This window comes from Marinomonas flavescens, from assembly GCF_004352835.1.
Lineage (GTDB): Bacteria > Pseudomonadota > Gammaproteobacteria > Pseudomonadales > Marinomonadaceae > Marinomonas > Marinomonas flavescens.
Genome location: NZ_SJSB01000005.1, coordinates 43,655 through 68,822, shown reverse-complemented (window position 1 = coordinate 68,822; position 25,168 = coordinate 43,655). Strand labels below are relative to the sequence as shown.

The 25,168-nt window shown below is 41.5% G+C and carries 18 protein-coding genes; 9 read left to right on the top strand and 9 right to left on the bottom strand.

The window, feature by feature from the left end; all coding sequences use genetic code 11:
- Positions 1-144: 144 nt before the first annotated feature.
- Positions 145-501 carry a Fis family transcriptional regulator gene (locus tag E0D70_RS06870; RefSeq protein ID WP_133011532.1) on the bottom strand — a complete coding sequence of 119 codons (357 nt, stop codon included), beginning with the start codon at positions 499-501 and terminating at the stop codon, positions 145-147.
- 328 nt (positions 502-829) lie between these two features.
- Here E0D70_RS06870 and E0D70_RS06865 point away from each other — a divergent pair, with 328 nt between their 5' ends.
- Positions 830-2,440: an NAD(P)/FAD-dependent oxidoreductase gene (locus E0D70_RS06865; protein ID WP_133011531.1), complete on the top strand. Its 1,611-nt coding sequence runs from the start codon at positions 830-832 to the stop codon at positions 2,438-2,440.
- Positions 2,441-2,497: 57 nt separating this feature from the next.
- On the opposite strand, the gene E0D70_RS06860 is transcribed toward E0D70_RS06865, so the two are convergent.
- The 3 genes from E0D70_RS06860 to E0D70_RS06850 all read right to left on the bottom strand — a co-directional run bounded on the left by E0D70_RS06860 (position 2,498) and on the right by E0D70_RS06850 (position 4,662).
- Positions 2,498-3,196 carry a hypothetical protein gene (locus E0D70_RS06860; RefSeq protein ID WP_133011530.1) on the bottom strand — a complete coding sequence of 233 codons (699 nt, stop codon included), beginning with the start codon at positions 3,194-3,196 and terminating at the stop codon, positions 2,498-2,500.
- 311 nt (positions 3,197-3,507) lie between these two features.
- Positions 3,508-4,188, bottom strand: coding sequence for an SPOR domain-containing protein (locus E0D70_RS06855; RefSeq protein ID WP_133011529.1), 681 nt, complete (start codon positions 4,186-4,188; stop codon positions 3,508-3,510).
- Positions 4,189-4,230: 42 nt separating this feature from the next.
- Positions 4,231-4,662, bottom strand: a complete 432-nt coding sequence (locus tag E0D70_RS06850) for a YqaA family protein (RefSeq protein ID WP_133011528.1) — start codon at positions 4,660-4,662, stop codon at positions 4,231-4,233.
- A gap of 225 nt (positions 4,663-4,887) precedes the next feature.
- Here E0D70_RS06850 and E0D70_RS06845 point away from each other — a divergent pair, with 225 nt between their 5' ends.
- The 4 genes from E0D70_RS06845 to glgX all read left to right on the top strand — a co-directional run bounded on the left by E0D70_RS06845 (position 4,888) and on the right by glgX (position 14,332).
- Positions 4,888-6,504, top strand: coding sequence for a methyl-accepting chemotaxis protein (locus tag E0D70_RS06845; RefSeq protein ID WP_133011527.1), 1,617 nt, complete (start codon positions 4,888-4,890; stop codon positions 6,502-6,504).
- 349 nt (positions 6,505-6,853) lie between these two features.
- Positions 6,854-9,997: a glycoside hydrolase family 15 protein gene (locus tag E0D70_RS06840; RefSeq protein WP_133011526.1), complete on the top strand. Its 3,144-nt coding sequence runs from the start codon at positions 6,854-6,856 to the stop codon at positions 9,995-9,997.
- 12 nt (positions 9,998-10,009) lie between these two features.
- Entirely contained in the window at positions 10,010-12,217 is a 2,208-nt protein-coding gene (glgB, locus tag E0D70_RS06835) for a 1,4-alpha-glucan branching protein GlgB (RefSeq protein WP_133011525.1), read from the top strand.
- A gap of 90 nt (positions 12,218-12,307) precedes the next feature.
- Positions 12,308-14,332, top strand: a complete 2,025-nt coding sequence (gene glgX / locus E0D70_RS06830) for a glycogen debranching protein GlgX (protein ID WP_133011524.1) — start codon at positions 12,308-12,310, stop codon at positions 14,330-14,332.
- A gap of 23 nt (positions 14,333-14,355) precedes the next feature.
- Here the strand turns inward: glgX and E0D70_RS06825 are convergent, their stop codons facing one another.
- Positions 14,356-15,912: a methyl-accepting chemotaxis protein gene (locus E0D70_RS06825; RefSeq protein ID WP_133011523.1), complete on the bottom strand. Its 1,557-nt coding sequence runs from the start codon at positions 15,910-15,912 to the stop codon at positions 14,356-14,358.
- Positions 15,913-16,365: 453 nt separating this feature from the next.
- Between E0D70_RS06825 and E0D70_RS06820 the strand changes: the two genes are divergently transcribed.
- Entirely contained in the window at positions 16,366-17,019 is a 654-nt protein-coding gene (locus tag E0D70_RS06820; protein ID WP_133011522.1) for a 2OG-Fe dioxygenase family protein, read from the top strand.
- Between the two features lie 39 nt (positions 17,020-17,058).
- Positions 17,059-18,294 carry a cysteine desulfurase-like protein gene (locus E0D70_RS06815; RefSeq protein ID WP_133011521.1) on the top strand — a complete coding sequence of 412 codons (1,236 nt, stop codon included), beginning with the start codon at positions 17,059-17,061 and terminating at the stop codon, positions 18,292-18,294.
- Positions 18,295-18,389: 95 nt separating this feature from the next.
- Here E0D70_RS06815 and E0D70_RS06810 read toward each other — a convergent pair whose 3' ends face one another.
- Both E0D70_RS06810 and E0D70_RS06805 read right to left on the bottom strand, forming a co-directional pair.
- Positions 18,390-18,893 (bottom strand): GNAT family N-acetyltransferase, encoded by a 504-nt coding sequence (locus E0D70_RS06810; protein WP_133011520.1) that lies wholly within the window; start codon positions 18,891-18,893, stop codon positions 18,390-18,392.
- Between the two features lie 82 nt (positions 18,894-18,975).
- The gene (locus E0D70_RS06805) at positions 18,976-19,824 is read right to left on the bottom strand and encodes an alpha/beta hydrolase (RefSeq protein ID WP_133011519.1); all 849 of its coding nucleotides are present in this window, start codon (positions 19,822-19,824) and stop codon (positions 18,976-18,978) included.
- Positions 19,825-20,128: 304 nt separating this feature from the next.
- Here E0D70_RS06805 and pssA point away from each other — a divergent pair, with 304 nt between their 5' ends.
- Both pssA and E0D70_RS06795 read left to right on the top strand, forming a co-directional pair.
- Positions 20,129-21,466 (top strand): CDP-diacylglycerol--serine O-phosphatidyltransferase, encoded by a 1,338-nt coding sequence (pssA, locus tag E0D70_RS06800; protein ID WP_133011518.1) that lies wholly within the window; start codon positions 20,129-20,131, stop codon positions 21,464-21,466.
- Positions 21,467-21,771: 305 nt separating this feature from the next.
- Positions 21,772-23,619, top strand: coding sequence for a methyl-accepting chemotaxis protein (locus E0D70_RS06795; protein ID WP_133011517.1), 1,848 nt, complete (start codon positions 21,772-21,774; stop codon positions 23,617-23,619).
- A gap of 370 nt (positions 23,620-23,989) precedes the next feature.
- On the opposite strand, the gene E0D70_RS06790 is transcribed toward E0D70_RS06795, so the two are convergent.
- Both E0D70_RS06790 and E0D70_RS06785 read right to left on the bottom strand, forming a co-directional pair.
- A complete protein-coding gene (locus E0D70_RS06790; RefSeq protein ID WP_165942879.1) occupies positions 23,990-24,493 on the bottom strand; it encodes a GNAT family N-acetyltransferase in 504 nt (167 codons plus the stop codon).
- Positions 24,456-24,767, bottom strand: coding sequence for a type II toxin-antitoxin system TacA family antitoxin (locus tag E0D70_RS06785; RefSeq protein ID WP_133011515.1), 312 nt, complete (start codon positions 24,765-24,767; stop codon positions 24,456-24,458). Before E0D70_RS06785 ends, E0D70_RS06790 begins: the two co-directional genes overlap by 38 nt.
- Positions 24,768-25,168 lie beyond the last annotated feature (401 nt).

Below are 25,168 nucleotides of genomic sequence, written 5' to 3'. Positions count from 1 at the left end.
TTACGAATTTCTTTTTTATAGCCTGTGAAATTGATGATGTTCACCTTAATTATAGAAGCATTAATTCAACTTCTTTATTAAATTTAAAATAGAATTTCATGAGTCCCACGCAGGAATTCATTATTCTCTTAAAATATCTATACCTTAATGAAGCTCAAGCCGGTTAAAACGTCGGTTCCAGTTTCCTTCATCGCTTCTTTCGCACGCTTCTTGCGTATCAAAAAACACATACTGGTGACTATTTTTAATAGAAACATTGGCACGAACTAACTCATCCTGAATGAGGCAACAAAAAAGCTCATCTTGTTTCGTTTCCAATGCCCTTTTTAGCTCTTCATCTTGTCGAAATACGCACACAATTCTGAGCGATTTAGGATATGAATTAAAATCAACCAAGTGCGTTAACCAAATAAATCCTTCAATATCGTATAACATTCGATCACAGACTTTTGTTAACGCTTTTCTTAATTCATTTTCGAGTTTTTTGTCTGACTTTTTCATTCGTCAACTTAAGTGAACATTCGGGTTAGTTTGTAGAAGAAAGGCTATCATATCAACCTATTACATCCGCTGGTAAATATTTTATTCTATTAGAGCAATGTCCAGTTCGATCGACAACAAAGAAGCTGTAATAAATTTAAAAACGCTTAGCATTAATCACTGTTGACACTTCGCAATCACAACCCAAAAATTCAAATCAGCTGCGACGACCAGTAAGCAATATCGATAATTTTTGAAGCATTCAGACCAGATTTTTATCTTAAAATGGCTTATTATTCCCTTCCCGGCTCGTTAATAGCCTCACTATTTCAAGATCAAATTTTTTTCTATGATTAGACTTACGAATATACAGCTACCTTTGGATCATAATGACACCGCATTAGAGCAAGTTATTTTGTCCACTTTGGGCATTAAAGCAGATCAACTTGTTCGATTTTCAGTTTTTCGACGCGGCTATGACGCAAGAAAGAAAGCTTCTATTCTTCTGACCTATACTTTGGATGTTGAAACCTTAAACAACCAAGCTTTGTTGAATAAATTTTCCGATAGCCAGCAAATTAAAGCAACGCCAGACCTCAACTACCACCCAGTTGCACAAGCGCCAGCGACATTAGCAGAACGCCCGATTGTTATTGGCTTTGGCCCTTGTGGCTTATTAGCAGGCCTAGTGCTTGCTCAAATGGGTTACAAGCCTATTATTCTAGAACGTGGCAAAGAAGTACGAGAACGAACCAAGGACACATTTGGTTTTTGGCGCAAAAAAGTACTCAATACAGAATCCAATGTACAATTTGGTGAAGGCGGCGCGGGGACCTTCTCAGACGGCAAACTGTACAGCCAAGTCAAAGACCCAAAACAATACAGCCGAAAAGTACTCAATGAATTTGTTGCCGCCGGCGCACCTGAAGAAATTCTTTTTGTCAGCAAGCCACATATCGGCACATTCAAATTGGTGGCTATGGTCGAGAAAATGCGTGCTCAAATTATTGAGCTCGGTGGTGAAATTCGCTTTAGCGCACGTGTTGATGACATCCATATCGAAGACAACCAAATCACTGGCGTCACGCTTTCAGATGGAGAGCGACTTGAGTCCAAACATATTGCTCTCGCTATTGGACACAGTGCCCGAGACACTTTCGAAATGCTTCATGACAAAGGGGTTTATATCGAAGCTAAACCTTTTTCTGTTGGTTTTAGAATCGAACATGAACAATCCGCTATTGATAAAGCCCGCTTTGGTCCAAATGCTGGTAATGACATTCTGGGGGCCGCGGATTATAAGCTGGTTCATCACTGTAAAAATGGGCGTTCTGTATACAGCTTTTGTATGTGCCCAGGCGGTACTGTTGTCGCTGCGACTTCCGAAGAAAACCGCGTTGTTACTAACGGCATGAGCCAATATTCTCGTAACGAGCGCAACGCAAATAGCGCCGTAGTGGTTGGAATAAACCCATCAGATTACCCGGGTGGACCTTTAGCAGGTATCGAGTTCCAACGTCAGTTAGAAAGCCATGCATTTGTTATGGGAGGCAGCAATTACGACGCTCCTGCGCAAACAGTCGGCTCTTTCTTACGCAATGAAACACCAGAAGAAGTGGGCTCTGTAATTCCTTCATTCAAACCCGGCATCAAATTAACCAATCTTGCTGACGCCTTGCCAGATTTTTGCATCGACGCAATCCGTGAAGCCATTCCTGCATTCAATAGGAAAATTAATGGCTTCTCCTTTGAAGATGCTCTCTTAACGGGTGTTGAAACACGTACATCAGCGCCGATCAATATCAAACGTGATGAGAGCTTCCAGAGCATAAACACGAAAGGTTTGTATCCGGCAGGAGAAGGCGCCGGTTACGCTGGCGGCATTATGTCTGCCGCTATTGATGGTATAAAAATCGCTGAAGCAATGGCGCTAAGTATCAATCAAACCGTTAAAAGCTAAGCATTCTTGCTCATACCAGAGGCCTTTGCCTCTGGTATTTCCTGCTCGTACTACCTTCTAAAGAACATTAAAACTAATCAGTGTCTCATCGTGATTCGTCAGTGAATTAAACCCAATAGAATCCGCCACTGAGACAAGCCCATTTAGTGTTCCCGTAATAAAAAAATAGTCTTTTCCTGCATATCCACGACGAATACACTCAAGAACCCCCTGTTTCAGTACACTTCTTTTTCGCTCAGCGGCCTGTTCAATTGAAAAAGCAAACTTATACCCTTGATGCCCACCATTAAAAACTAAATCACCAGAAAGCGTTTTTTGTGAAATCAGCACGCCGTAGTTAAAAAAGAAATCACAGGCTGGATGATTCAATGTATTTATAGCTGGACGGATTAGCTCAACGGCAGCATAAGTATCCAGACTAGCCACCAATTCACTGATTGATTCATTGGACGTAGGAACGTTTAACTGAAAGCAAACTTCCATTTCTGTGCCACGCAGTACTTCGCGGGACACCGTTTCACCCGTTGTAGGCACAACCTGAAAATCAAAGATCGGTGAAATAATAACACCGTCATTTCTATCGACAATTTTCCAGCCAGCAATCACAGCACCTTGCTCAAGCAAGGAGGCAATCAAATGGGCTTGATCATCCAACAACGCATCCAACTCGGGCAAGGTTATATTGGCAAGATCCAAATCAGAAAAGCCTTGATCGCGAAAAGCTTGTAACGTCGTTTTATACGCTTCAAAATGCATACGTTTTGCCTATAAGTTGTTGGGGAGTCATCGTTAAACTAAATTGTTTTAGAGCAAAAAATATTAAGATTTATTAAGGCCTTAATAAAAAACACTAGATTGTTTAATTAAGGGATTGAATGGCCTTTCAGCGTCTACCACAGCTTGCTCTAACTCAAGCAACTTGGATAAATTTGTTAAATTTTCACACCTAACAATCAAAACAAATACCCTCTTTAATAATCAGGAATAGTGGTCAAAAACACGATAAAAAAACGCGCCAATTGGCGCGTTTTCTACACAGAGAATAGTGTCTATAGATACAATTGCCGTTATAGAGGCTTTCCATCGTATTTATTAACCAAACAATCTTGGCCTTTTTGTTTCAACATATTACAAAAATCTGCGCCGTAAGCTCGATCCAAAAATGGCCCAACTTTCAATTGATACATAGTACGTCCGTTTATTTGTTTTTCATTCACATGAGGAACAAGATTTACATACGTATCTGGCGACGCATTACTAAGAACTTGCCAACCACGTACTGCTTCATTGTGAGAGCCGTAAGCGGCTAGCTGAACACCATAGCTATTGTCTTTTTCTTTGTATTTAGTCGGGGCAGCTACCGGTGTAATCACCGTCGCCTGAGCCGCTTTAGGCTTCATCTTAGTAGACTGACTTTCAACGATTGGTGCAACCGTAATGGCTGGAACCACATCAGACGCAGCCATTGCCTTACCGTCCGCAAGATTATTTTCATCAGAAGCCACGGTAGAAATCATTGGCTGGCTTGAATCTGTCACACCTTTGGATTTTTTGAGTTCAGCAACTTCGGTTTGCAACTCATCAATTCGATTCAATTTTGCTTTCATATCTTGCAATTCAGTATCGTGTGTTTTGACTTTATCTTGCAGATCTTGATACGTCATGAAAGTATTTTTACCTTCAAACATAGAACAAGCACTTAGCGACAACGCCACAGACACTAACAAGAGTTTTTTTAGTATACCCATATCTATTCAATCCTCCGTGTATAGCTATAATACAGAGCTTGGTTAACCATTAAGTAACCAGCTTTGTCCCCATAAAAGTAATGCATATCTTGCCGCCTTACCGATAAAAACGAAAGGTAAAAAATACCTTATTGGCGTATGAAATACACCAGCAACCAATGAAATAGCATCGCCAATGATAGGAAGCCAAGTAAACAGTAATGTCCAGATCCCATATCGATTAAAAAAGTGTTCCGCTTTCTGCCGACTTTTTATACTAACAGGAAACCACTTACTGTGTTCGTATTGAGCCAAATATCGCCCCAAATACCAATTTGTTAACGCCCCAAGCGTGTTACCTATACTAGCCCAAAACCATAACCAAACAATCGCTGAATTTGCTTCACTCACATAATAAAGCAACACCCCTTCTGAACCCAAAGGTAAAACTGTCGCCGATAAGAATGAAACAGCAAAAACAATAAGATAATTCAATAAAGTCTCTAAGTTAGATAATAAAATAGGCCATTAAGTTTACCTCGTTTCACATTTAGAAAGGTAGTTCTAAAGAGCCCTATTGCTTTCTCTTCGCTTTATCTTGGTGCATAGGATGAAATAACGCCTATTGATGTCTTATTCTGTGATATAGATCAACGTTTTACGTTCGAGTTCCGAACATCACAGCCGTAGAATGAGTGTGATGTATTCTAGGGGAAGTCTATGTTAAATCGTATTAACAATATAAAAATACGCTATAAGTTGTGGGCTATTATTGGGCTCATGTCGATGGGAACCGCTGCGTTAATTCTGGTATCACTCACAACACTTTTTCAAAGTAGTATTCACGACAGAGAAGATCACACTCAAGATATTCTTAATATCGCTAACTCAATTATTGCCCCTATTTATCAATCACAAAAAGACGGTCAAATAACCGAACAACAAGCCAAGCAACACGCAGTACAAGCATTATCAACGATTCGTTATGGCGATCGACAAGGATTGTGGATTTTAGACCAATCCAACAAACTGCTCGCTTCCTCCCATGATTATACTGGTCACATAGCACCAGCTTCGCTGCTTTCTGCGCTGCCAGCTCGTAATGGCCTAGCTGGAACTCGCCCTGACATTCACTCATTACGTTTTGAGTATCAAGGAGACCAGCAAAGAACACATAGAATGATTGCGAGCGCCTCCTCTTTTCAACCTTGGCAGCTCACTTTTATTGCAACTGATTCTATGGATACAGTGTGGAATGTTTTCCTAGACGCCGTTATTAATTACGCCATTTTAGTTGGTGTGTTAACAATACTCGTAGGCGGGACTGCGCTGTATATTATCCACTTAGTAACAGCGCGCGTGACTAGTCTATGCAACACAATGACATCAGTGAAAGAGTCTGGGGATTTGACTCGTCGAGTAGATTTCAATGGTAATGACGAAATGGGGGAAATGGCCGATGCGTTCAATACCATGATGGGAGATTTTCAATCTATTGTTCGAGAAGTCAGTCATTCCAGTGAAATGCTAGACAATATTGTTGATCAAACCAATCAATCGACTCAAAAAACAGCCACCAGCGTAGCAACGCAACTCAATGACACTGAGCAAGCTACATCGCTAATGCAAAGTGTATTGATCTCCGTCGATGAAACGCTTGGTATTGCAGAGCGTGCTAGCAATACAGCACAAACACTCGGCCTGCATTCTAAGCAAGGCCTCGGTGTCATGGACAAAGCGAAGAAAGAAATCCAACAACTCTCTATCGAGGTAGGAAATGCCACCAAAAACATTCATCAACTAAGAGAGGATGTCACTAATATTAACGACCGCTTAAGTATTATTTCTGAGGTAGCGAACCAAACAAACTTACTAGCATTAAATGCTGCTATTGAAGCCGCCAGAGCAGGTGAACAAGGTCGTGGTTTTGCTGTTGTCGCAGACGAAGTAAGACAATTAGCACAGCGATCTCAATTAGCGGCGACAGAAATTGGCAAACTGATTGATGGACTCACTCAACAAACGCTGGTCTCTGTGAATGTCATGGAGACGGTACAGCATACTGCTAATGAAGGCGTACAAAAAACAGAAGAAGCGGGTCAAGCCTTTAACGACATAGCCAATGGGGTATTATCCATTTCTGAATTAAACGGTAATATAACGCAAGCAGCGAATCGTCAACATGACGCATCCAATACGGTAAATTCGACTTTAGAAAGCATTGCTCATATCTGCGAAACAACAACGCGAAACTCAAGTGATATTCAGACCTCTGTCGAGCATCTACAACACTGTGCCACACAACTTCGCGGATTAATTAAACAATTCAGTGTTTGAAATACAGTTACGTATTAGACGGTCTCGCAATGCTTTGCTTAAGCACACTCGCCCTACTTTTGTTCAAAAAGGTCAAGTGAGTGTGTCTTTAGCCATGCGCTTCGGCATTATTCTTGCTTTACTTCATAGGTTGTTCAGTGTGAGGCCGCTTTCGTCCCTAATTGCCAGCGACAGTAAAAACCTTGAAAGAAAAGAAGAAGTTATTTTACTACTTTATCTTCACGGCCAGTCACCATATGCTTACAAGAGAAAAATATGGTTGCTTCTTTTCAATTTATTACTCGCTGTTAACGTCACCATTCAATCAGGGTGACTGTTTTAAAGCGTTTTCGCTTCAGAGGAATCGAATATGGCGTTTGATATACAAGAAAAGCTAGATTCTCTTTATCAACACATCCAGTCCGTCATTTTAGTTCGCCAGCATCCTGTTACTGGTCTCTTTCCAGCCAGTACTAGCATTAACAATCACGGTAATTATACCGATGCTTGGGTACGAGATAATGTTTATAGCATTCAGGCCGTTTGGGCCTTGCACCTTGCTTATAAACGAGCGTCTAACCCTGACAAACGGACCCACGAATTAGAGTACGCCTGCATCAAAATGATGCGTGGCTTATTGTTTGCGATGATGCGTCAGTCACATAAAGTCGAAGCCTTTAAACATAGCCTCGATCCAAAAGATGCTCTGCACGCTAAATACGATACAAAAACAGGACTAGAAGCGGTTGCTGATGATGCTTGGGGGCATTTGCAGATAGATGCCACTAGCTTTTATTTATTGATGCTGGCTCAAATGTCCAAGGCAGGCAGCAAAGTCATTTTTGCTCGCGCCGAAGTTAACTTCATACAAAATTTAATTTATTACATATCTCGAACCTATCGCACCCCAGATTACGGCATTTGGGAACGAGGCAATAAAGTTAATAACGGTAAAGCTGAAATTAATGCCAGCTCCGTTGGTATGGCAAAAGCTGCCATGGAAGCGCTAGATGGTTTGAATTTATTTGGTGAAGATGGCCCTGAGTGGTCGGTTATTCACTCGTTCGCCGATGCCGTGGCCCGAGCAGGTTCCGTCCTGCAATCGTTGCTTCCTAAAGAATCGCGTTCCAAAGAAGTAGACAGCGCGTTGCTGAGCATTATCAGTTTTCCTGCTTTTGCAGTGAACGATGAAAAATTGGCTCGTCGAACGCGTAAAGAAATTATCAATAAATTAGGCGGCGAATATGGCTGTAAACGTTTTCTACTCGATGGGCATCAGTCCTTATTAGAAGATCAAAGCCGAATTTATTATGAATACGATGAATTGATTAACTTCGAACACATCGAGTCAGAATGGCCTCTTTTCTTTACCTATCTATATATTGATCGGCTCTTTGCTCGTGACTGGGAAAGCGCAAACTTTTATCGCTATAAATTAGAAACCTTAATGGTTGAAAAAGACGGTCACATGCTGCTTCCTGAGCTCTATTATGTGCCACAAGAAAACATTCTGGCAGAGAAAGAAAATCCAGGATCACAAAAGCGTGTACCAAACGACAACCTACCTCTTGTTTGGGCTCAAAGCCTCTATCTTGTGGGTAAAATGCTTGATGACGAGTTGATTAAAACGGATGATTTAGACCCGCTAGGCCTCCATAAAATCCAGTACCGTCCTAACAAAGCCACCACATCAATGGTGATATTGGCGCAGAATGCAGAGGTTAAAAAGAAATTACTAGACGCAGGTTGTTTATGCCAAACCATTGAAGAAATAGCCCCACTAAAAGCAATCAGCGCAAAACAACTGGTTGAAACCTATCAATACTTAGGGGCCTCTGAGAGTCTGGGATTAACAGGCAGACCTAATCGGGCATTAAACAGTTTAGCGACATCTCAACCATTTTATATCAATGAAGATAACTACCTTTGTTTGTCATGGATTCAAAACGAAGACAAAGACTATCGGAAAATCGACCCTGCACTGCTTCAAACTCATATTCGGAATGAATTAAGCATTATTGCGCAACACTGGTATTATCCAGCCAATGCCGTTTTTACCATTCTGATTGATGAAGGAATGAGTGAGATGAAAAATGTGGATGAGTTATTTGAATTCATACGCATGCTACAGAATCATGAAGTAGAAGAGTTTCGTGTTACGCCACAATCCGCAAAAAATGCGTTCAAATCTGGCAACAGAAGAACCATCACAATCACCTCACCAGAAGAGCAAAATTTATGCACTACCTTACCAGTGCATCAAACACCATGGCCGATCTCCACCGAATCAGAAGATTACAACAATGGCCAAATTCATACGGTCGACACAGACACAATACTCGCTCGTTTAAATGAAACACCTTCTCTTGAAGAAGCTATTGATAGTTTAATCGAGCTCGGTGCAAGACGCTCGCTGATGAATACAATACCGGGTTCAACACCAGCAGTGACGGCCTACAAAGTATTAAATTCGGTGTACACACAAGCTCTATTAAACAGTAACTGGCATGCTGCTCGCTTATTGTTTTCATTGATGCTTAAACCCTCTTCTGATCTAGCCACTTATATTGCAGATATTACCGTTCGTCAGCGTTTTTTAGTGCTTGGCGAAACCCCAGAAGACGAAATAGACATTTCTCTGCCTTTGCATCAGGATGAAATTTTAGAGCTGTTACGATCCACATCGTCTTCAGCGCTTAATATGGTTCTCAGTCATGAACTAATCGCGATTGCCGGCACCCTAATCAAAATCCACCCGGAGTACTTTTCTGGGGTTCGAACGTTACGAATCCACAGTTTGGCGATGCTATGTGCACGACATTTTGAACCAGAAGAAAATGCACCTGTTTTTGAAACCTTGTCCTATGTTTCACCGAGTGAGTTATATGACGCACTTAGTGAAGTGCTTCAACAAAAACACGTTGAATTCACTCAGGTTGCTAATACAATTCACTACCACCACAATGTCGATGCGAATGACATAAAAATGAAGGATGTAGATTGGTTTGATTGGCGTGTAGAACAAGGCATTATTACAAAACTGCCTGACTCTATGTTATTGCAACTCTGGGAAAGTTTAAGTCATGTAGACTCTATTATTTTTGGTGACCTGAAAAGTAATACGACTCTAGACTGTAAGCGCACACTCAGTTCAATGACACCAGGCGAGGATACCTTTGCCATACTGATCGAGTCGTTAACGTCAGACATTCATCCAAGTTGGTATAAGAGTTTGATTTTTGAAGGTTTATACGCCTATATTCAATTTTGTCAGCAACATAAAAACTGTCGTTTCGAACAAGAAATCAACTTACCCGTTCTCGTATCACACGCGGCAGTAGATCATGTAAAACAATACCGCGTAGACCACCCTGAAAATGATTTAGCGGAAGCGGCATTGGATGAGTTCGCACAATTAACACCTAATAAAGTAAATCAATACTTACGTTGGGCGGTCAGTAAACTTCATAGCCGCCAACGTCAATTATTATTAGATAACAAAACCAACCCCTAGTTGGAGAAGTAAATGGATCTGCTTGAAAATGCTTTAATAAATGATGTTCTTAATGCCTGCTGCGCCGACCCTTTTGGCTGCTTAGGCCTACATCAAGAAGGTAAGAAGAAAGGACTTTCTCTCACAGTATGGCGTCCCGGAGCGACGGCAATCAGTGTACTAGACATCACCAAGAACGAAGTGTTGGGTGAGATGAAACAAATTGCCAAAGACGGTTTGTTTTATCTGAATTTCCCTAAACAAAAGCAACATTTCCACTATCGTATTCGAGTTGCTTATGGCGATAATGTTTTCACGATTGTCGATCCTTATCAATTCGCCGAAACTACATTTTCGGACCCTGAGCACCATCAAGCCAGCCTTTATAAAAGCCAAGGGGCGATTAAAGTTGGTGCGAAAATAGGTAATAATCTCACCATAAATGGTACTCGATTTGCGGTCTATGCCCCTGCGGCTCGATCAATGTCGGTCGTCGGTGATTTTAATGGTTGGGATGGTCGTGCTCACCCTATGTCGAGTAATGGCGATGGCATTTGGCGTTTATTTGTTCCCGATGTAAACCATGGTACCCGCTACAAATATGAGATTCGCGCTCATAACGGCGATTTACTTCCTCATCGTACAGACCCTTATGCACAACGCATTGAGCAATTCCCCTCTTTTGCAAGTGTGACCTGTTTCGATAATAAACATCAGTGGAAAGACTCTAAATGGACGGGGCGCCCGGTCGAAGACTTGTACGAAAAACCCATGAGCATTTATGAGTTACATGTGGGTTCATGGCGCCGCAAAGAAGACAATCAACCACTGACATACCTAGAGCTAATTGATGAATTAGTACCTTATATCGTCAAAATGGGCTATACCCACGTAGAACTACTTCCTATTACTGAGTACCCATTTGATGGATCTTGGGGTTATCAACCCGTTGGCTTATATGCTGTAACGTCGCGTTTTGGCACACCAGAGGAGTTTAAAGCTTTAGTAGATGCTCTTCATCAAGCCGACATCAGCGTTATTATGGATTGGGTACCAGCGCACTTTCCTGCCGATAGCCATGGCCTAGCGAACTTTGATGGCTCTAAACAGTATGAATATCCAGATCCTAAAAAAGGCTGGCATCCTGAATGGAACTCTCTGATTTACGATTTCGGCAAAGAACATGTTGTCAATTATTTGATCAGCAACGCAGTTTATTGGTTACAAGAGTTTCATATCGATGGCTTACGTGTTGATGCAGTTGCCTCCATGTTATATCTGGATTATTCACGCAAAGAAGGCGAATGGGTACCGAACAAAGATGGCGGAAATCACAACTACGAGGCGATTGCTTTTATACGTCGTTTAAACGAGACCGTTTATCTTAATCACCCACGCTGCTTCACCGTAGCCGAAGAATCCACCGCTTTTCCGGGAGTATCAAAACCAACCTATATGGATGGGCTTGGCTTTGGCTTCAAATGGAATATGGGCTGGATGAACGATTCTCTTGATTACATAGAAAAAGACTCAGTGCATCGTAAGTATCATCAGGGTGAACTTACTTTTAGCATGGTCTATGCCTATGACGAACAGTTTGTTCTGCCACTTTCTCATGATGAAGTCGTCCATGGCAAAGGCTCCATGATCGAGAAAATGCCAGGAGATCCATGGCAGAAATTTGCGAACCTACGTGTATTCACCGCCTATATGTACTTTCATCCGGGTAAAAAACTGAATTTCATGGGCAATGAGTTTGCTCAAGGTCGAGAGTGGAGCCATGAACGCTCATTGGATTGGCATTTACTCGATATTGATTACCACCAAGGCCAACAAAACCTTAGCAAAGATCTAAACCATTTATACAAAGATGAGTCTGCACTGCATCTCGATCACTCAGGATTAGGTTTTGAATGGATCAGTTATGACGACAGTGCTAACAGCATCTTAGTGTTTGTTCGTAAAGCGAAAAACTACGACACTCACGGTATTGCTATTACTAACTTCACACCTGTACCACAAGGTAACTATCGGATCGGAGTGCCAGAACCAGGTCGTTATCAAGTGGTTCTAAATACCGATGAAGGTAAATATAAAGGCAGTGATTACCTACTTCACGAAGGCTTGGAAACGGGCCATATTTACTCAACCGAAGCAATTCCTAGTCACGGAAAGGCACACAGCATTATTGTTAAAATCCCCCCTCTATCAGGGATCTTTCTTAAATGGCTAGAGCATTAATTGAGATCACTTCAATTTATCGTTCTTTGATTCAGACACGACGGCCGTTTCACACGGTCGTTGGCTTTTTTAACTCATTGAGGAGTCATAATGAGCACTTATACCGTTAACAATGGACAACCTTTCCCGTTAGGTTCAAGTGTTACAGAGAATGGCGTTAACTTTGCGGTCGTTTCAGAGGATGCCCACACTTTAATACTGTGTTTATTTGATGAAGAAGATAATGAACTTCAACGCCTACCCTTTATTGCTAAGCAACGTGGTATTTGGCATATGGAAGTGTTGGGGCTAAAAGAAAATCAGCGCTATGGTTTACGTGCAGAAGGGCCATTTGAGCCCGAGAAACAATGGTTGTTCAATAAAAACAAACTTCTGATTGACCCTTACGCCCGAGTCTTAACAGAAAAGCTTGTATGGCATGCAGACCAAGCGGCCATGACAGAGGAAGGCGAACTTCATCTCGTAGACTCTGCCTACTGCATTCCTAAATCCATTGTTAAAACAGTTTTACCCGCAGAAAACAGACCAAAACGAGTGAACGTTCTGCCGTCACATAGGGCGCTTTATGAGCTCCATGTAAAAGGTTTTAGCCAGCAGCTTCCCATTGATGATGCGCTAAAAGGCACATACTTAGGCGTTATTTCAAAAGAAGGCTTAGCCCATCTTACCTCACTGGGTGTTACGACTATCCAGCTAATGCCTTGCTTTAGTTTTGCGAATGAAAGGCACTTAGAAGAACTCAATTTGAAAAATTATTGGGGCTACAATCCTATTAGTTTTTTTGCGGCAGAGCCCTCTTATGCTCAACAAGATGCCACTGTAGAATTTCAAAAAATGGTCGATGGACTACGCGAGGCAGGCTTTGAAGTTATTTTAGATGTCGTCTACAACCACACCGCTGAGAGTGATATGGATCAATCTAGCGTATGCTATCGTGGCTTAGATAATGCTCATTACTACCGCTGTGCTGATGGCCACTATCTTAACTTCACAGGTTGCGGCAATTGTGTTGACACTTACCACTCAGCGTCCATTCGACTCATTTGTGACAGTATGCGTTACTGGGTAGAGGTCATGGGGGTTGACGGTTTCCGCTTTGATTTGGGTGTTGATATGGGCCGAACTGATCATGAGTTTTCCCCTAAAGCCCCTTTGTTACAAGCCATTTTACAAGACCCCATTTTGAGCCATACTTGCTTAGTCATGGAGCCTTGGGATATTGGTCCTGGTGGCTATCAAGTTGGTCAATTTCCACGTGGATTTTTAGAATGTAATGATCAATATCGCGACACTATTAGACGCTTTTGGCGTGGCGATGAGGGTATCATTCCACTGTTCGCGACTCGCATTATGGGCTCAAGAGACTACTTCCATAAAGGCCAACGCAGTGCGCTTCATTCAGTCAACTGCATTACCTATCACGATGGCTATACCCTAAACGATTTAGTGTCTTATCATCGACGTCACAATTTAGCCAACATGGAAAATAATCGTGATGGTCATGGTGACAACATCAGCCAGAATTTCGGCATAGAGGGCGAAACAGACAACACAGAGATTCAAAGTAAACGTCTTAATCAGCAACTGTGTTTTATTGCGACCTTATTACTAAGCCAAGGTACACCGCACTTTTTAGGTGGTGATGAGCTTTCTCATAGCCAAAAAGGCAACAACAACGCGTATTGCCAAGACAATGAAACAACATGGTTATCATGGCAAGAAAACGACGCTAGGAAAGCGCTCCAAACGGCACTATCAAGCCTAATGACAATTCGCAAGGCCTACCCTATTTTGGCAGAAATCTATCTTGAAGATGATCCGCTTTATCAGCACATGGACGCGGACCATATTGAATGGCTGAATCAGTTCAGTCAGCCAATGTCAGAAGGCGAGTGGTCTGAAAGCGAACGCGATTATCTGGCGTTAACACTAACGTCTGCGGACATATCTAATCGCCTATGGATCGTATTCTATCGAGAAGATCACCCTCTTAACGTACCGTTGCCGAAAAACTCAGAGAATATCGAAGTGCTATTCCAAACGCCCGGCATGAGCATCAAGAACGATACGCTACAGTGTGATTATCGTGGTGTGCTCTTAGCTAAACTGGCCTAATAACACTAACCGTTCAAACCAGCCTATAAGGCTGGTTTGAACCCCATACGAAAACCGCCCCAATGCTGTCCATTCACAAAAATGGGCACGGATAGGTCATGTAAGACTTCTCCGGTATCTCGCTTGTACGTTTGCAATAAAAAGCTTTCGTTATGGGCTCCACAGCGACGCCCTGTTGGATCGTCAAAAATACGACGACTACGATTGTTCGCTAAATCAATATCATAGTCACCCGTCAACGGTTGACTGAATTTCTTATTATGGGTTGGAAAATACCCATTCACATCCACCGCACCAGCGAAAATAACCTCGCCGTGCTGCTCTAGAATCGCTTCTTGAAATTGAGGAAATGTACGATCAGTAAACGCATTATATGGTGTGCTGAATTTTTGTGGATTCGTGTTCTCAATGGGTTGGTATTGTTTAGAAAAAACATCCTCCTGTGAAAGTTTTCCTTCCGCGATGGCACTTTCAAAAAGCTGTCCAATTCCTTTAGCGGCATGTTTTGCCGCGGCGACTAGCTCAGAGAAAAAGAGCGATTGATCGACTTTATCCAACTCTCTAAAAACCACCTCAGCGCCATCACTGAGCCCTGACGCCTCTTTTGATAAGTGTTCACTACGTTGATAAATATTTCTTAAAGCGTTACTAATACGCGAAATTGACTCATTAATTTGCAAGCTGGTTGATCCCAATATCTCCCCTGTATTTTCTACTTCTGACAATATCAAAGAGGCACTCTGCACTTCTTCCGTTACTGAAATAAAACGTTCAGTTTCTCCTAACAAGGTTTCAGATAACGACTCCGATAACACCTTCAAAGAGGTCATTTCAGTGTTGGTTAACTCACTATTGTGTCGTACTTCAATTAGCAGCGCTGAAATTTGCTCAGTGGCATCCGCCGTTTTGCCAGCCAAGGCTCGGACTTCATCGGCCACTACCGCAAAACCTCGCCCTTGCTCACCTGCTCTAGCGGCTTCAATAGCTGCATTTAAAGCCAACAGATTGGTTTGATCGGATACCCCTTTAATCACATTAGTAATACCATCAATAGCGTCCGCACTTTGTGTTAATTGACTAAGCTGCTCGCTGGCTGCTTGAACCTTTTGGGTCAGCTCACCTATTTGTTCTGAGCTCTGTTTCAAGGCAGTTTGGGCAACTTGGCTGGAGCTAGCCGTGTCACTCATGGTGTGCGCAACTTGGGTCAAGTTTTTTGACAAGGTAACGCTGGTTTCAGAAAGGATTGTCGCGGCTTCAGAAATTTGTGAACTATCATCGCTTGTGAAACGAATGTCTTTATTAAGGATATCGACAAAATGAGAGACTTCCGCGGCTCCCATCGCCATCTTGGAAGTCGCACTGGTCACACTTTTGCTAATTTTCCCGTATTCAGCGCTAAGTGCAGTCTCTTCTTGATTTTCGATACCATTAGATGAGGGTAACTTTATTCGAGATAACAGCACTAAAACACAAATAATCCCTCCGACAATACTGTAGGCAAGTGGTATGGAGTTTTGTACATAGCCAATAATAAATAAAATAAAAAGAGAACATACGCCACCAAACTGCACATAAACCATGAATATTTCCTACTGCTTTTTATTAGAATGTTGCCTTATCCTAACGCTAGATCATCGTGAAATTCAAAGACTAATACTAAAGTAGTAATAGATTCGGCTTATAGTCTTTATATGCCATAAAAAGTCTGCCAAACCTGTGACTATTCTTTACTCTTTTCTGCCTTTCTCCTCTTCCCTCTCACTATCTAAGACATGCCTTCTAATGGTTTTTTTAAGAGTCTCCAATATTTAAATACTTAATACAGGATTTGGCATGATTAGATGTTAAATCTAAACAATACTAATTATATGAATAATATATTCCGTAAAATATTAAATCAGTGCATAAAAAGCAAAATAACTTTCCTTGTTAATCGCTACACTAGATGCCAGCCAACAAGGCCGCCAATTCATTAAAATAACAACAAACGTCATTGTGCATGAGATGCCAATGCGCTGACGGAGGATTCCATTATGATTACTAATAAATCAACTCAAGACGACTTCTATCTTGAACTAGGTCAACTCACTGCAAACAGCGTTAATCATTTAGTTTCTTCATTTAATGATTTACCAGCGAGTCCTTATGCCGATGGCGCCTATCGTTTACGTCGCTATTCCCGCTTTACCATGAATAACCACAGCCTGTCTCGCTTGGCCTCTCAAGCATTCGTACAAGATGAAAGCATCAACCACTTTCAAGGTAATGTTGTCCGTGTTTACCCTGAAATCGAAGATCAAACATTTGAAGATCCTGCCTTTATTGAGCTGTTTAATCACTTCCAAAGAATGGCCAATGTACAAGACGACACGCCTATAGAAGTGCATCAAATGCGTATTTTAGCCAATAACAAAAGAGCCGAAGTCGCGCCAGAAGGGGTCCATCAAGATGGCTTTGACCGTGTCGGTATTTATGTCATCCAACGCCATAATATCCAAGGTGGCAATATCAACATTCACTCTAGCAAAAACAGCCCAGCAATCATTAGCCACGATTTTGATCAGGGTGAATTTGTTGTCTTAAACGATCGCAAGTTCTTCCATAGCGCGTACCCTATCAAGCCTGTTGATGGTGAGTTCGGCTACATGGATACTTTTATTCTTACTGCCAATTTAATACGCCAATAAAACATTTATTTACCAAGCCGACTTACAATGGAGAAAAACATGCGTAACCTAGAACAATGCCGACACCTTTTTCCGGCTTTAAATAGAACTCATAACAATCAATTACCTATTTTTCTAGATGGGCCTGGTGGCTCACAAGTGAGCCGCGGTGTGTTGGATGCAATGCAAGACTATCTAGGTCATTTCAATGCCAATTTAGGAGGCGCTTACTTTTCTAGTAAAGAAACAGAAAACGTTATGCATCAAGCTCGCTTGGCAGCCAAAGATTTATACAACGCACCCAGCGAGCAACAAATCATTTTTGGCGCCAATGCCACCAGCATTAATTTTCATGTCAGCCGGGCTATTGCTAGAGATTGGCAGTCAGGTGATGAAATCATTGTGACCAACTTAGACCATTATTCCAATGTGTCTCCTTGGGTTTTATTGGCGGAAGAAAGAGGCGTCATTGTTCATTATGTGAGAGTCAACGAAATCGATTGCACGTTGGATATGAACCACCTAAAAAGCCTATTGAACGAAAAGACACGACTCGTCGCATTTACTTGTGCATCCAATGTCACGGGCTCCATCGTCCCATTGTCAGAGATCATGAGCTTGGTTAAACAACAAACCAACGCCATCACCTATTTAGATGCAGTGCACTATGCGCCACACCATGCCATTGACGTACAAGCATTGGATTGTGATTTCTTAGTGTCTTCTGCTTATAAGTATTTTGGACCACATTTAGGCGTCTTATACGCCAAAGAAAGTACGCTAGCCAAACTAACTCCATACAAGGTCGCACCTGCTAAAGATATTGACCCAAACCGCTGGGAAACAGGCACCCAAAATTACGAAGCCATGGCGGGTTACATCGCTTGTGTGAATTATCTTGCCTCCTTAGGAGGACAAGATGGAGATAGAAGAGCACGATTACTCATGGCGTTTGATAATATCAAAGCCCACGAAGAAGCCTTGAGTCAGACACTTATTAGCGAACTACTGAAAGTAAATGGCCTAACTTTCTATGGTATTACAGATTTGGAGCGCGTGTCAGAACGTACGCCAACGATTGCTTTTCGAATTAAAGGCTTCAAACCGCGTGCTATTTCTGAGTATTTTGGGGATCAAGCCATTTGCCTATGGGATGGTAATTTCTATGCGCAAGGCCTTTACGATCAACTCGATTTATCAGACAAAGGCGGCGTCGTTCGCGTGGGTTGCTTGCACTACAATACCAAAGAAGAAGTGATGACTTTTTGTCAAAAGTTACAAGAATTGATCGCATAATTTATATCACTGCAACCCGTATCGCCAATCCCTGCCGATTTTTCTAGACAGAGACTGGCGATGCGTTATGTACTGAGAAAAGTGCTTCGAGCACGTTATTCGCTATGCTCTAGTTTTAATTGCCAATAACCAACAGAGACCCATTGTTCAAACTTAAATCCTACGTCAGAAAACTCACCCACTTTTTCAAAACCGTGTGCTTCATGCATCGCCACGCTCGCCTCATTAGGCAAAGCAATAACACCCAATACATTCCTAATTTCACTTTGACGTAGTAGCAGTAATAACGCATCGAATAATATCGTGCCATATCCTTGGCCTTTGACTTCAGGTAACAAGTAGACAGATGGTTCTACAGTAAATCGATAACAACGACGTGTATGCCATGAGTCCGCATAGGCATACCCTAAAAGGTCGCCTTCCTCATTCTCTATAACCAACCATGGCAAGTGTTGCTGTATGACTTTTTCTACACGAGAATGCATCTCTTCTGCGGTGATCGCCTCTTCTTCAAAAGTGACCAATGTATTCTCTATATAGAAATTATAAATCGCTGTCATTTGCTCAACATCAGAGAACTTTACTTTACGAATTTCCATCATGCCTCCTACAAACCATTCAGAAATAAAGCCAAGTTAAACATAGTACTATGTTGTAGATAAATTTAGCTTAGCATTTATGTCATTGGTATTTTCCGAAAAATTGACATATATCTTCAAGAACCGTCGCCTTTCCCCTTAAAAACCAAGTAAAGCTCGATACCATTCCAACATGATCAACATTGGGATAAATTTTGGTTTCTACGACCCCCTGTTGCTGGCGAATTTTATCTGCCAATAAATCCATATTACTTCTGCCAACTAAGGTATCCTTCGCTCCCCAAAGCAATAACATTGGCGGCTCACGACCATCTATAAAGGTGGTTACCTGCATTTGTGGGTAATTTTCTGGTGGACCGAAAATGGCTTTATAGGTCTCTTCTTTAGGCACAAAATCATAAGGACCAGACATACCTGCAAACGCCTTAATAACTGATGTATTCAGTCCTTCTTTCTGCAAATACCTATGATCAGCAGCAATCAACGCAGCAATATGCGCACCAGCAGAATGACCTGAAAGAAATAAATCATTTGGATTTCCAGAATACTTTTCAATATTTCGATACACCCAGGCAACGGCCTTAGCGCCATCGTCAACAAACTGTGGAAAGACCACTTGAGGGTATTTACTGTAATCTGCAATGACAGCAATGTATTTTTTCTGAGCAAATGCATCACCAACAAAAGCGTACATGTCTTTTGAGCCATCTTGCCAGCTACCACCGTAAAAAAAGACAACAACAGGCAAGGTTTCACCTTTGGCATGTTTAGGAATATAAATATCAAGTTTTTGCCAAGCATCGTGCCCATACGCAACATTTCTTATAATGTCTGTATCACTAAACTTTGACGGTAAATTAGCAAGTTCCAACCCAGTCCGAGCACAACCCAATAGAAGAAGAGAGCTAAGCGCTACAAGCAATTTTTTCATTGAGGAAAGTTACCTTTTTTGACCCTTTTCAATCGATGTCAATTACGATCATCAATACTGCGAATTAAATAGTACGAACGAGGATCGATCACAGATCAAAAAAAACATACTTTCAGCTCCTTTTCATCCTCCAATGGCATAGAAATATAGTGATGGATAAAATTGAACTTAACCACTACTATTTGCCCAAGAAATACGATTTTTTAGAAAAAGAAAGTAAAGCAAGTTCTTATTATATAGGCAAAAAAAAGCAGTTTTGCTATAGTTATTAGTTAAGATAAAACAAAGGTAGCCCTCTGGTATCATGCCCATTAGACCCCAATTTGATTCATTGCCCACTTTCTCTGTTCAGGCTGATCAATTTCAAATATTGCATTCTGCCCATTGTTTTAGTGATTTTTTACTTGATGCGATTAAAAATGCCAAACAACGCATCTATTTAACCTCCCTTTATCTAGAAAACGATGAAGCAGGTCAGGAAGTTCTCACGGCAGTTTATCAAGCTAAGCAGCGTAATCCGCAGCTCGATGTAGCGATTTGTGTCGATTGGCATCGAGCACAACGTGGCCTCATTGGTGCGAATAAAAGCAAAGGCAATGCTGCTTTTTATCAAGAGTTTGCACAACAACATGAACACAAAATCCCTGTTTATGGGATACCGGTGCGTAACCGTGAAGTGTTTGGAGTGCTGCATCTTAAAGGCTTTATCATTGATGATATGGTTCTTTACAGCGGTGCGAGCATTAACAACATCTATCTTCACCATAAAGATCGCTACCGATTTGATCGCTATCATGTCATTAATAATCGATCTCTTGCCAACAGCATGGTTGATTTCATTTGTCAGAACATGATCAACAACCCAGCAGTACATGACCTATCTAAAGTGGATTTACCAACCACGAAAGAACTCAAGTCGGCCATTAAACGATTCCGTATTTCATTATCAAAAGCCACTTACCACGTTACCAACGAAGAGATAAAAAAAGACCAAGTCGCCATCACGCCATTGGTCGGTGTTGGTAAACGAAACAATAAACTTAACCAACAAATTGTCTCCTTACTTGCTTCTGCGAAAAACGAGATATTCCTTTGCACTCCTTACTTCAACCCGCCTAACATCGTTATTAGAGAAATTAAACGCGCGATGAAACGCAATATAAGAGTGCATATCATTGTTGGAGATAAAACGGCAAATGACTTTTATATTCCACCAGAGCAACCTTTTCGAGCCATTGGCGGCCTTCCCTACCTTTATGAAATGACATTACGACGCTTTGCTCGAGCTAACGAAAATCATATTGAATCTGGCCTTTTATCCATTCATTTATGGAAACACGACAGCAACAGCTACCACTTAAAAGGCATCTGGGTGGATCGTCATTCCATGCTACTCACAGGCAATAACATAAACCCAAGAGCTTGGGCACTAGACCTAGAAAATGGCCTGTTGATTCAAGATGCTAACGGGCAACTTGAAGAAAAATTCTCTGCTGAATTCGATAATATTTTCGCACACACTCAACGTGTTGCAAGCTACCGCCAACTTGAGTCCATTAGAGACTATCCATATAAAATAAAGCGGCTATTAAAAAAGATCATTCGAACCAGAGCCGATCGATTGCTCAAGCGAATTCTTTAAATTATTAAAATATAGATATAAAAAGGGACCAAAATTTGGTCCCTTTTTATATCTAGCCATCACAACAACCAAATCTTCTAACAAAAATTAAAAAAATAGACAATGTGCTAAACATAATTTAAATGCCAAATAAATAGTGCAGTTGCACAGAAATAACTTAGATAAAGCAATATATATAGACATCAATATTAATTTTATATATTTATAACACAAGATTTTTAATTAAAATCATAAGCACCGCATGTTGAGTTTTACCTTGGTTGTACATTCGACGTAAATTGACTTTTAAATGGTAGGTAAAAAATATGCTGAATTTTCAGCTAAGCTTTAAATCCAAACTTCGTGTTGCTATCACGTTAGCGTTATTAGGCTTCATTATTTTATCTTTCATATCCTTTAATGCGCTGACAACTTTAAAAAACACCTCTCAAAAAGTTGACTTAATCAGCCAACAATCTCTTTTCCTAAAAAATCTTCAGATTGATGTCCTTCAACTAAATAAAAGTACTGATTTAGGCTTATTAAACCAACTTTCATCGAAGCACAACAACCAATTAAACGCAGTAAAAAAGCTGCTTCCAGAAAATAAATCAGTGTTAACAGAGAACGTTAAAAACGAATTGACCAACTGGGCTAATAGCCGAGTAAAAGAATTGAAGATACTGAAAATCATCGGTCATAATAATAGAGAAGGCCTTCGAAATACGCTAAGCCTCTCACTTGCCGACATTGAGAAAAAACTTTTTCCTATGTTCAACGACCCTTTTGCTAAAATAGAAAAAAGCGTTGCTGTCTATGAGGACAATCAAACTCTAGATCGTTTTAACTTAGTCTTAGCGTCTCTTGATGCATTCCAGAAGAAGTCCGATGAGATTAATTTCGGAAAAATCTACGACGCAAGAATTCAAAAAATAAGAAGTGACTTCTCGTTATTAGAGCAAAACTTTTCTGCAATGAAAATTGAGAATGACAAAGCCGAAAAAGCGTATATTCAATTGACCAGCTTTGTAACAAGCCTACAAGAATCTTTAAACCAACAACTGATCATTGCAAAAGAACAAGCCGTAGAAAGCAGCGAAAGAGCACAATTAATGATCATAAGTGTGTCTATTTTAATCATTCTGTTGGTTGTTGGCCTATTAATACGCACTAGCAATGAAGTGGTTAATACTCTATCTCGCATGTCTACAACGCTATATAAGCTTGCAGAAGGCGATTTGACACAAAAACTAGAAGTTAATACTCAGCGTAATGATGAGTTGGATAAAGTGGGCCAAGCTGTTAATAAAATGACCCAATCTTTAAGCGCCGTATTAACGCAAGTCACTAAAACGAGTGAACAGCTAGATCATGGTGCAACAAACTTATCGCACAGCTTAGATTCAATGATCACCATCAATACAACCACCAACACTCAAGCGGAATCGGTAGCCGCTGCGGCAGAAGAAATCAGTGTCACTATTTTAGACATGGCCAGCGCCACCGAAGTCGCTCATGATCAATCCCAACAGGCGCAAGACTCAGCCAACCAAGGTGGAGAAGTTATTACCAGCGCCATCGACAGTCTGAGCAAATTGGCGGTTATTTTTGATGGTCTAAATACTCAAGTTGTCGACCTAGAAAGCTCATCAGGAAAAGTTGACGGGGTAACAGACATCATTAACGGTTTAGCCGAGCAAACCAATCTATTAGCTCTTAATGCAGCAATTGAAGCCGCTAGAGCAGGCGAAGCCGGTCGGGGTTTCTCTGTTGTTGCAGATGAAGTTCGTGGCCTAGCAGAAAAGACCGTAAACGCAACTCAGAGCATTAACACTATCATTAACGAAATGCATCGAGGCATTCAAGAACTCCTTAAAGCCATGTCTGAAGGACGAGATTACGTTAACAGCGGTCGTCAGCTAGGCGACAAAGCCGCCGACGCAGTAGAGCAAATAAAGTCATTGGTTGAAAATGTTACCAATCGAAATCAAGAGCTTAAAGTAAATATAGATGAAGTCGCTAAATCGACACAAATGATTGCAGAGAACATGGTTCAAGTTGCAGATAATGTCTCTCACGTAAACGAGAAAAGCAAAGAAGTTCAAGAGTACGTTAGCGAATCGAGCAAGCAAGCCGCCAGCCTACTGGATATGACACAAAAGTTTCGCTGCTAACTCTCCTACCAATAGATCCTTACACGACCTAATAGACCGTTCTTGGAAACAGAACAGTTAAGCCACTTAACAAAGCCCCTTCTCCACCGGAAAGGGGTCTCATAGATACAGCCACACACTCATAGACAGCACGTCTGGCCATCAGTACGTCACAGCAGAGTGTTTAGAACCCTTGTGTAGATATGAGCTGAACTGAAGAACGCACTACCAACCACCACGGGACGCCTGAACCCTGCTTTTCCGTCGCCGAGGGTAGTGACTTTGCAGATAGTACAGCTGCCTTTCATTTCGGGTGGGGAGATGTCGTTTAGGGCGGCTTTGACAAGAAATAATGAAGGCAGCAACCTACAACGGATTGCTGCCTTAATGATTATTCTTGATCTTTGAAGAATTTTACAATGGATTCGATCGGCATCCAAAGTTTGGAGGTGTGCTCTTCCTTCAGAAGGAAGATGAAACCACGGTTTTGATAGAATTTAACGAGGTCATCGTCTTTGGCATCTACAAATAATCCAACAACTCCCATGTTCTCGTTTATCAGCAATGTTCGCCTCATTGCATCGATTACCATAATTTTGGCGATGCCCTGCCCTTGGTAATCTTCATCCACTCCCATTCTGGCTAAGGTCACCCCGGGCAATGGATTAGGGTGTTTCTTGTACATTCTATGAGGAACAGGAACTTTGACCTCAATATTGCTGAGCGAGTAGAAGCCCGCAATGTCTGTTTCATCGCTTCCTTCCAGAACAAATGTCCTAGACAGATTACGCTTTGCTGCACTGTTCGCAGACTCTTTTAAAAACTTATTAATTCGTTCATTGCCACAATCGAATCGTTTACGATTGTGGCTTTCTTTTAAAGGTGACACTGCCATTTTCATAACCCTTTAGCGCTTCATAAGCGTCATCAAGATGCTGAATCTCTGGCGGATTATCTAATGCTTCAAAAAATCGGTTAGCCCCTTCCATAGACAGCATTAGTAGTCTACTTCGTTCTACCACTTCCTTTGCCTTATCTAAGGCTGCATCAATCATAAACTGAGACATTGAAGCACCGGACAATTCCGCCGCATTTGTAATGATCTCTTGAACATCTTTTGGCGCTCGAGCAACGAGACGCACATTTTCTTGGACATGAGATATAGACATAACACTCCCCGTTGGCTTTAGTTGACCAGCCAACTACTTACATGTTGATATATTAAATACCTTATACAGTGAGATCTAAGCTCACTTGGTGCCATTATGGCACCAAAAAAACATATAGTAAACAAGGTGCCACTCTGGCACCACAATTACCTCAAACAACCTCACTAGCGACCACAGCACACCTGCACCCTGCTTTACCATCGCCTCGAGCGGTAACTTTGTCGATGGACCAGTTGCCTTTCATTTCGGGTGGGAAGGTGTCGTTTAGGGTGAGGATACCTTCGGCGACGAGGTTTGGGTTACCTGGTAGGTCTAGGGTGACGCTAGCGCCTTGGCGTTTTATTTAGGTGGCAGTAAAGTGAGTTGGGGAAGTTTTATTGTTTGCAGGCAGTTTGCAGATA

What these genes read in the sequence shown, in the direction of transcription:
- E0D70_RS06870 (WP_133011532.1), bottom strand. Translation starts at nt 501, where the DNA reads ATGAAAAAGTCAGACAAAAAACTCGAAAATGAATTAAGAAAAGCGTTA.
- E0D70_RS06825 (WP_133011523.1), bottom strand. Translation starts at nt 15,912, where the DNA reads ATGGTTTATGTGCAGTTTGGTGGCGTATGTTCTCTTTTTATTTTATTT.
- glgB (WP_133011525.1), top strand. Translation starts at nt 10,010, where the DNA reads ATGGATCTGCTTGAAAATGCTTTAATAAATGATGTTCTTAATGCCTGC.
- E0D70_RS06820 (WP_133011522.1), top strand. Translation starts at nt 16,366, where the DNA reads ATGATTACTAATAAATCAACTCAAGACGACTTCTATCTTGAACTAGGT.
- E0D70_RS06845 (WP_133011527.1), top strand. Translation starts at nt 4,888, where the DNA reads ATGTTAAATCGTATTAACAATATAAAAATACGCTATAAGTTGTGGGCT.
- E0D70_RS06785 (WP_133011515.1), bottom strand. Translation starts at nt 24,767, where the DNA reads ATGTCTATATCTCATGTCCAAGAAAATGTGCGTCTCGTTGCTCGAGCG.
- E0D70_RS06865 (WP_133011531.1), top strand. Translation starts at nt 830, where the DNA reads ATGATTAGACTTACGAATATACAGCTACCTTTGGATCATAATGACACC.
- E0D70_RS06810 (WP_133011520.1), bottom strand. Translation starts at nt 18,893, where the DNA reads ATGGAAATTCGTAAAGTAAAGTTCTCTGATGTTGAGCAAATGACAGCG.
- glgX (WP_133011524.1), top strand. Translation starts at nt 12,308, where the DNA reads ATGAGCACTTATACCGTTAACAATGGACAACCTTTCCCGTTAGGTTCA.
- E0D70_RS06840 (WP_133011526.1), top strand. Translation starts at nt 6,854, where the DNA reads ATGGCGTTTGATATACAAGAAAAGCTAGATTCTCTTTATCAACACATC.
- E0D70_RS06855 (WP_133011529.1), bottom strand. Translation starts at nt 4,188, where the DNA reads ATGGGTATACTAAAAAAACTCTTGTTAGTGTCTGTGGCGTTGTCGCTA.
- E0D70_RS06795 (WP_133011517.1), top strand. Translation starts at nt 21,772, where the DNA reads ATGCTGAATTTTCAGCTAAGCTTTAAATCCAAACTTCGTGTTGCTATC.
- E0D70_RS06805 (WP_133011519.1), bottom strand. Translation starts at nt 19,824, where the DNA reads ATGAAAAAATTGCTTGTAGCGCTTAGCTCTCTTCTTCTATTGGGTTGT.
- E0D70_RS06790 (WP_165942879.1), bottom strand. Translation starts at nt 24,493, where the DNA reads ATGGCAGTGTCACCTTTAAAAGAAAGCCACAATCGTAAACGATTCGAT.
- E0D70_RS06860 (WP_133011530.1), bottom strand. Translation starts at nt 3,196, where the DNA reads ATGCATTTTGAAGCGTATAAAACGACGTTACAAGCTTTTCGCGATCAA.
- E0D70_RS06815 (WP_133011521.1), top strand. Translation starts at nt 17,059, where the DNA reads ATGCGTAACCTAGAACAATGCCGACACCTTTTTCCGGCTTTAAATAGA.
- pssA (WP_133011518.1), top strand. Translation starts at nt 20,129, where the DNA reads ATGCCCATTAGACCCCAATTTGATTCATTGCCCACTTTCTCTGTTCAG.